This window comes from Streptomyces sp. NPDC036822 (genome assembly GCF_055609145.1).
The window spans coordinates 120159-127430 of the sequence record NZ_JBVJPY010000017.1 but is presented as its reverse complement, the minus strand read 5'-3'; the positions used below and the strand labels follow the sequence as shown (position 1 = coordinate 127430).

At 71.7% G+C, this 7272-nt stretch carries 7 protein-coding genes; 4 read left to right on the top strand and 3 right to left on the bottom strand.

The genetic code is table 11. The annotated features are described in order from the left end of the window. Window positions 1–151 precede the first annotated feature (151 nt). Window positions 152–1516, bottom strand: a complete 1365-nt coding sequence (locus ACZ68P_RS29740; RefSeq protein ID WP_471011615.1) for a cytochrome P450 — start codon at window positions 1514–1516, stop codon at window positions 152–154. 171 nt (window positions 1517–1687) lie between these two features. Here ACZ68P_RS29740 and ACZ68P_RS29735 point away from each other — a divergent pair, with 171 nt between their 5' ends. Next, on the top strand, window positions 1688–2155 hold the full coding sequence (locus ACZ68P_RS29735; protein WP_471011613.1) for a VOC family protein: 468 nt from the start codon (window positions 1688–1690) through the stop codon (window positions 2153–2155). A gap of 94 nt (window positions 2156–2249) precedes the next feature. On the opposite strand, the gene ACZ68P_RS29730 is transcribed toward ACZ68P_RS29735, so the two are convergent. After that, complete coding sequence (locus tag ACZ68P_RS29730; RefSeq protein WP_471011610.1) at window positions 2250–3479, bottom strand: acyl-CoA dehydrogenase family protein; 1230 nt, start codon at window positions 3477–3479, stop codon at window positions 2250–2252. A 163-nt stretch (window positions 3480–3642) separates the two neighbouring features. Here ACZ68P_RS29730 and ACZ68P_RS29725 point away from each other — a divergent pair, with 163 nt between their 5' ends. Next, entirely contained in the window at window positions 3643–4290 is a 648-nt protein-coding gene (locus ACZ68P_RS29725) for a TetR/AcrR family transcriptional regulator (protein ID WP_471011608.1), read from the top strand. Between the two features lie 136 nt (window positions 4291–4426). Here the strand turns inward: ACZ68P_RS29725 and def are convergent, their stop codons facing one another. Beyond that, window positions 4427–4984, bottom strand: coding sequence for a peptide deformylase (gene def, locus ACZ68P_RS29720; RefSeq protein WP_471011606.1), 558 nt, complete (start codon window positions 4982–4984; stop codon window positions 4427–4429). 126 nt (window positions 4985–5110) lie between these two features. Here def and ACZ68P_RS29715 point away from each other — a divergent pair, with 126 nt between their 5' ends. Next, complete coding sequence (locus ACZ68P_RS29715) at window positions 5111–6358, top strand: Mur ligase family protein (RefSeq protein WP_365714976.1); 1248 nt, start codon at window positions 5111–5113, stop codon at window positions 6356–6358. Window positions 6359–6377: 19 nt separating this feature from the next. Next, on the top strand, window positions 6378–7106 hold the full coding sequence (locus ACZ68P_RS29710) for a type 1 glutamine amidotransferase (RefSeq protein ID WP_365714977.1): 729 nt from the start codon (window positions 6378–6380) through the stop codon (window positions 7104–7106). Window positions 7107–7272 lie beyond the last annotated feature (166 nt).

Below are 7272 nucleotides of genomic sequence, written 5' to 3'. Positions count from 1 at the left end.
GACCCGTGAACGTCTCCACCCACAACGCCTCAGCCCTCAACACCCCGCCCATACAGGGGAAATACCCGAGCCAAAGCCTTCTGCAACACGCTTTAAGGCGTGTGTCGAAAGTCCCGTCCGGCCCGGCGCGATCGGCAGCCCCGGGGAGCGGTCAGGCCTTGCGGGCGCGCAGGCGGACGCGGGCCGGGCCGGTCGACCGGAGGGTGATCGCCGAGGTGACCGGCACCGCCGTGTCGACGGCTTCGAGGCCGTAGTCCTGGAGGATCATCGCGAGGGCGATCACCGACTCCAGCATGGAGAAGTGCTGGCCGATGCAGGCGCGCGGGCCGCCGCCGAAGGGGAACCAGGCGTAGCGCGGCCGGGCCGCCTCGGCTTCGGGAGTGAAGCGGTCGGGGTCGAAGCGCTCCGGGTCCTCCCAGTAGGCGGGGTGCCGGTGGGTGACCCAGGCGGAGACGATCACGTCGGCGCCGGCCGGGATGGTGTGGTCGCCGATCCGGGTGTCGACCACGGCACGGCGGCCGACGGCGGGGGCGGCCGGGAAGAGCCGCATGGCCTCCTTGAGCACCCGGGTGAGATACGGCAGGGCGTCGAGGTCGGCCGCGCCGGGGGTGCGGCCGGCCAGGACGCGGTCGACCTCCTCGTGGGCCCGCTTCTGCTCCTCGGGGTGGAGGGCGAGGAGGTGCAGCGCGAAGCCGAGGGAGGTGGCCGTCGTCTCGTGTCCGGCGAGCAGGAAGACCAGGACCTGCTCGCGCAGTTCGGAGGCGTCGAAGCTGCCGTCCTCGGCGCTCTCGGCCTCGGCGAGCAGGGTCAGCAGGTCCTGGCCGCCCTCGGCGGTGCCGGCCGCCCGGCGCTCGGCGATGATCCGGTCGCAGACCGCGTACAGCTCCTCGTGGGCGGCGGCGGCACGGCGGTTGCCGGGGGTGGGCCAGTCGCGCGGGAGGTTCACGGGCGAGAAGCCGCGGCGGAAGACGTAGTCGTTCATCACGGGGAAGGCCCGCTCGACGATCTCCACGGCGGCGTCGACGTCGGTGCCGAAGAGGATCCGGGAGACGGCGCGCAGGGCGAGCCGGGTCATCTCGTCGAGGACGTCCACGGTGGCGTCCGGGGCCGTCGCCCAGGTGTCGGTGACGGCCGTGACCTCGGCGGCGACCGCCTCGGCGTAGCCGTCGACGCGGCGACGGGTGAAGAGCGGCTGGACGAGCCGGCGCTGACGGAGGTAGTCCTCGTCCTGGCTGGTCAGCAGCCCGTTGCCGAAGGACTCGCGGAGCTCCTGGTAGAAGTGGTTGTCCTTGCGGAAGTTGGCGGAGTCGGTGGCCAGGACCTGCTGGACGCCTTCGGCCGAGAAGACGCCGTAGACGCTGGCGCGCATGCCGGGCGGGCCCGCGGTGATGCGGACGACGTCCCCGTGTTCGCTCCGGGCGCGCAGGAAGGTGCCGAGCGAGTCGTTCTTGAGGTCGAACATCGACCCGAGCAGCGGAAGCCCGGCGGGTCCGGGAATCTCGGTGGTGGTCGCCATGTGTACGTTGCCCCCTGGATGGTCACCGGCCTGGTGGTTCTCCCGCCCAACGTAGCCTGCCGGGCGTGGGGGCGAACACCCGCCCGCAACCGGCCCGTTGGCCTGATCGGCGACGGCGTGGCCGGAGCCGTCGTCCGGGGCGTTGTCAGTGGTGTCTGAGACGCTCGCGTCATGCAACCGACCGAGATGACCCTGCAGCTCACCGTCGACTGCGCCGAGCCCCGGAGGCTCGTGCTGTTCTGGGCGGAGGCGCTGCGCTACGTGCCGGAGCCGCCGCCGGCCGGGCACGAGAGCTGGCGGGCGTACTGGCAGGCGACCGGGGTGCCCGAGGAGGAGCTGACGGACGGGGTCGGGGAGCTTCCCGAGTCGATCGTGGACCCGCGGGGGGTCGGGCCGCGGGTGTGGTTCCAGCAGGTCCCGGAGCCGAAGACGGTGAAGAACCGGGTGCACCTGGACCTGAAGGTCGGCGGCGGGCGGGCGGTGCCGCTCGCGCTGCGCCGGGAGCGGGTGGACGCGGAGGTGGCACGGCTGACCGCCCTGGGCGCGTCGGTGCTCTACGCCATGGACGAGCCGCAGGGGATGGACTACTACGCGGTGGTGCTCCAGGACCCGGAGGGGAACGAGTTCTGCGTGGTGTGACGGACCGGGCTCCGGGCGCGCCGGCGCCCCGGATCCGCGCGGCCGGAGGGGGGCCGCGCGTGTCCGGGGCGTCCGGGGCCCCAGGGGCCGGGTGTCAGCGGATCGGCATGCCCGAGAGGGTCCGGGCGATCACCAGACGCTGGATCTCGCTCGTGCCCTCGAAGATGGTGTAGATGGCGGCGTCGCGGTGCATGCGCTCGACCGGGTACTCACGCGTGTAGCCGTTGCCGCCGAGGATCTGGATGGCCTGGCCGGTGACCTTCTTGGCGACCTCGCTGGCGTACAGCTTGGACATCGAGCCCTCGGCCGAGGTGAACGGCTTGCCGGCGGTCGCCATCCAGGAGGCGCGCCAGACAAGCAGCCGGGCGGCGTCGATCTGGGTGCGCATGTCGGCGAGCTGGAAGGCGACGCCCTGGTTGTCGATGATGGGCCGGCCGAACTGCTCGCGGGTCTTGGCGTAGTCGAGGGCGACCTCGTAGGCGGCGCGGGCGGTGCCGACGGCCATGGCGCCGACGGCGGGACGGGATGCCTCGAAGGTGGCCATGGCAGCGTTCTTGACCCTCTCGCCGCCGCCCGCCTTCGCCTTCTCGCGGGCCCGGGCCAGGCGCTCGTCGAGCTTCTCCTTGCCGCCGAGCAGGCAGTGGCCCGGGACGCGGACGTTCTCCAGGACGACCTCGGCGGTGTGCGAGGCGCGGATGCCGTGCTTCTGGAACTTCTGGCCCTGGGAGAGGCCGGGGGTGTTCGGCGGCACGATGAAGGAGGCGTGGCCCTTGGAGCCGAGTGCCGGGTCGACGGCGGCGACCACGACGTGGACGTTGGCGATGCCGCCGTTGGTCGCCCAGGTCTTGGTGCCGTCGAGGACCCACTCGTCCTTCGCCTCGTCGTAGACGGCCCGGGTGCGCATCGAGGCGACGTCCGAGCCCGCGTCGGGCTCGGAGGAGCAGAAGGCGGCGACCTTCACGTCGTCGACGTCGCCGTACATCTGCGGGATCCAGGTGCCGATCTGTTCCTCGGTACCGTTGGCGAGGACGCCGACGGCGGCGAGGCCCGTGCCGACGATGGAGAGGGCGATACCGGCGTCGCCCCAGAAGAGCTCCTCCATCGCCATCGGGATGCCGAGACCGGTCGGGTCGAAGAACTGCTGGGCATAGAAATCGAGCGAATAGATGCCGATCTTGGCGGCTTCCTGGATGATCGGCCAGGGAGTCTCCTCACGCTCGTCCCACTCGGCGGCGGCGGGGCGCATCACGTCCTCGGCGAATCCGTGCAACCAGTCACGGACCTGCTTCTGGTCGTCGTTGAGTTCGAGCGTGAACTCGGCCATGTTCCCTCCCAGCACTACGTTACTTCCGGTAACAGCAGTGTGTTACCGGCAAGTAGGAGCTGTCAACCTGCGGAGAAGCGGTACGGCCCGGCCGACACGGGGCGCCGGACTGGTGTTACGTTGCGACAGCCTCACGGAATTCGCACGGGCGGGGAGACGCGCTATGGAGACCACACACCGGACCACCGAACAGCAGAAGCCGGCCGATCAACGGCGCCGTGAACTGCTGGAGGCGGCGGACCGGGTGGTGCTCCGGGACGGCCCCAAGGCTTCGATGAACGCGATCGCGGCGGAGGCCGGTATCACCAAGCCGATCCTCTACCGCCACTTCGGCGACAAGGGCGGCCTCTACCGCGCCCTGGCCACCCGGCACACGGACGCCCTGCTCGCCGCGCTGCGGGCGGCGCTCGACGCGCCGGCCGGCCGGCGCGACCGCGTCGAGGCGACCCTCGACACGTATCTCGCCTCGATCGAGGCGATGCCCCAGGTCTACCGCTTCCTGATGCACCCGGCGGAGGAGTCCCAGCAGGCCGAACAGGGCTTCGACGTGGGCCGTCACTCCGCGCCGCTGCTGCGGCGCATGGGCGAGGAACTCGGCCAGGTCATCGCCGAGCGGATCGACCTCGGTCCCGGCGGCGAGGCGCAGGCCCGGATCTGGGGCCACGGCATCGTCGGCATGATGCACGCGGCGGGCGACTGGTGGCTCGGCGAAAGACCGTGCTCGCGCACCGAGTTGGTGCGGTGCATGGCCGACCTGCTGTGGGGCCGCCTCGCGGAGGCCGCCGACCGCACGGGCGGGCCGGGCTTCTAGCCGGGTCCCGCCGACCGCACGGGCGGACCGGGCTTCTAGCCGGATACCGACCCGGCCCGGGGTCACGAGCCCACGGCTCACGATCCGGCCCAGAGCCCCGATCCGCCGCGACCCGGCGCGATCGGCAAGCCACCGCCTAGCCCAGCGCCCCCACGCCCGACCCCCACGGCTCCTTGCGGATCGCCCGCAGCAGGCGTGATCTGCGCCACCCCGTGACGTGGTCCGCGTAGACCCCGCCGTCCAGGTGGTCGCACTCGTGCTGGAGGCAGCGGGCGAAGAAGCCCGTCCCCTCCACCCGGACCGGAGTGCCGTCGGTCCGGACGCCCTCGACGACCGCGCGGTCGAAGCGCGGGGTCGGCGCCTCCAGACCGGGCAGCGACAGACATCCCTCCGAACCCCGGATCACGTCCCCGTCCGCCTCCACCAGACGCGGGTTCACCAGGTGCCCCAGGTGCCGGACCTCGTCGTCGTCGGGGCAGTCGTACACGAAGACCCGCAGGCCCACCCCCACCTGATTGGCCGCGAGCCCCACACCGTTGGCCGCGTACATCGTGGCGAACATGTCCTCGACCAGCCGGCCGAGCCCGGGGCCGAAGTCGGTGACGGGTTCGCAGGGGGCGTGCAGCACCGGGTCGCCGAGCAGGCTCATGCCTCGGACGTGGCCGGAACTGCCGGGGATCGGCCGGTTTCGCATGGACGTAAGGGTACGGTCCGCTGTGACCTCGCTGTTTCGGCAAGCGTCCCCGTGGTGCCGCGGTTCGGGTCGCTGGCCTGATCTCGATAGGCTGAGGCCGGACCGACGCAAGGAGGAACAAGGAAGATGTCAGGACACCCCGGTAATCCAGAGCCGCTGTCGCCGCGCGCCAAGCTGGCCGTGACGGCGGGCAAGGCCGCGGCCGCGGTGTCGCGAGCAGCGGGACGCGGCAGCGGATCGGTGATCGGCGGCAAGGTCGCGCTGAAGCTCGACCCGGACCTGCTGGGTCGGCTCGCACAGCATCTGGACGTCGTCCTGGTGTCCGCGACCAACGGCAAGACCACCACGACCCGGTTGATCGCCGAGGCGCTGCGCGCCAGTGGTCCCGTCGTCTCCAACGCGCTCGGCGCCAACATGCCCGCCGGCATCACCTCGGCGCTGGCCGGCGGCTCGGACGCCAAGTACGGCGTGATCGAGGTCGACGAGAAGTACCTCGCCGGAGTCGCCCGGGACACCACCCCCAAGGCGATCGCCCTGCTCAACCTCTCCCGCGACCAGCTCGACCGCGCCGCGGAGACCCGGATGCTCGCCGAGAAGTGGCGCGAGGGACTCTCCGGCACCAAGGCCGTGGTCATCGCCAACGCCGACGACCCGCTGATCGTGTGGGCCGCCTCCTCCTCCCCGAACGTGGTGTGGGTCGCCGCCGGCCAGGAGTGGAAGGACGACGCCTGGTCGTGCCCCTCCTGCGGCGGTGTGATGCAGCGCCCCGGCGACGACTGGTTCTGCGGCGAGTGCGGTTTCCGCCGCCCCGCGCCGAGCTGGGCGCTCAACGGCGACCACGTGCTCGACCCGCACGGTTCCGCGTGGCCCATCCACCTCCAGCTGCCCGGCCGCGCCAACAAGGCCAACGCCGCCACCTCCGCCGCCGTCGCCGCCGTCTTCGGTGTGCCGCCGCAGGTCGCCCTGGAGCGGATGTACCAGGTGCAGGCCGTCGCCGGCCGCTACGACGTCGTCACCTTCCAGGGGCGTGAGCTGCGGCTGCTGCTCGCCAAGAACCCGGCGGGCTGGCTCGAAACGTTTTCCCTCATCGACCAGCCGCCGACCCCGGTGATCCTCTCCGTCAACGCGCGCGGCGCCGACGGCACGGACACCTCCTGGCTGTGGGACGTGGACTACGGCCGGCTGGCCGGGCACCCGATCATGGTCATCGGCGACCGCAAGCTGGACCTCGCGGTCCGGCTGGAGGTCGCGGGCGTGGACTTCCGGGTGTGCGAGACGATCGACGAGGCCGTCCGGCAGGCCCCGCCCGGCCAGATCGAGCTGATCGCCAACTACACCGCGTTCCAGGACGTCCGCCGCCGCGTCGGCAACTGACCCGTAGAGGACTTGCAGCATGAGTGACAGCAGCCTGCGCCTGGTCTGGGTCTACCCGGACCTGCTCAGCACCTACGGCGACCAGGGCAACGCCCTCGTCGTCGAGCGCCGCGCCCGCCAGCGCGGCCTGGACGTCCAGCGCGTCGACGTCCGCAGCGACCAGCCGGTGCCGACCTCCGGCGACATCTATCTGATCGGCGGCGGCGAGGACCGTCCGCAGCGGCTCGCGGCCGAGCGGCTGCGCCGCGACGGCGGCCTGTCCCGAGCGGCGTCGAACGGCGCGATCATCTTCTCGGTCTGCGCCGGCTACCAGATCCTGGGCCACGAGTTCATCAACGACCTCGGTGAGCGCGAGCCCGGCCTCGGCCTGATCGACGTCATCTCCACGCGCGGCGAGGGCGAGCGGTGCGTCGGCGACGTCCTGGCGGACATCGACCCCCGGCTCGGCCTCCCCCAGCTCACCGGATTCGAGAACCACCAGGGCATCACCCACCTCGGCCCCACGGCCCGCCCGTTCGCCCGCACCATCCTGGGCAAGGGCAACGGCACGGGCGACGGCACCGAGGGCGCGTACAACGACACCGTCTTCGGTACGTACATGCACGGCCCGGTCATGGCCCGCAACCCGCAGATCGCGGACCTGCTGCTGAAGCTGGCCCTCGACGTGAACGCGCTGCCGCCGACCGACGACCGGTGGTACGAGGCGCTGCGCGACGAGCGCATCGCGGCGGCGACCCGCCCCGCCTGACCGCCCGGCGGGCTGCACGTCTGAGCAGCCCTACGCCCATTGGATTCGTAAGTAAATACGTTGTCCAATCTGCGGACATCCGGTTCGGCCCCGCCACCCGGCACCGATAGGGTGGCGGGGATCCAACCGGACGACGTGGTCCGGGAGTCGGCCCACGTTGCAAAGG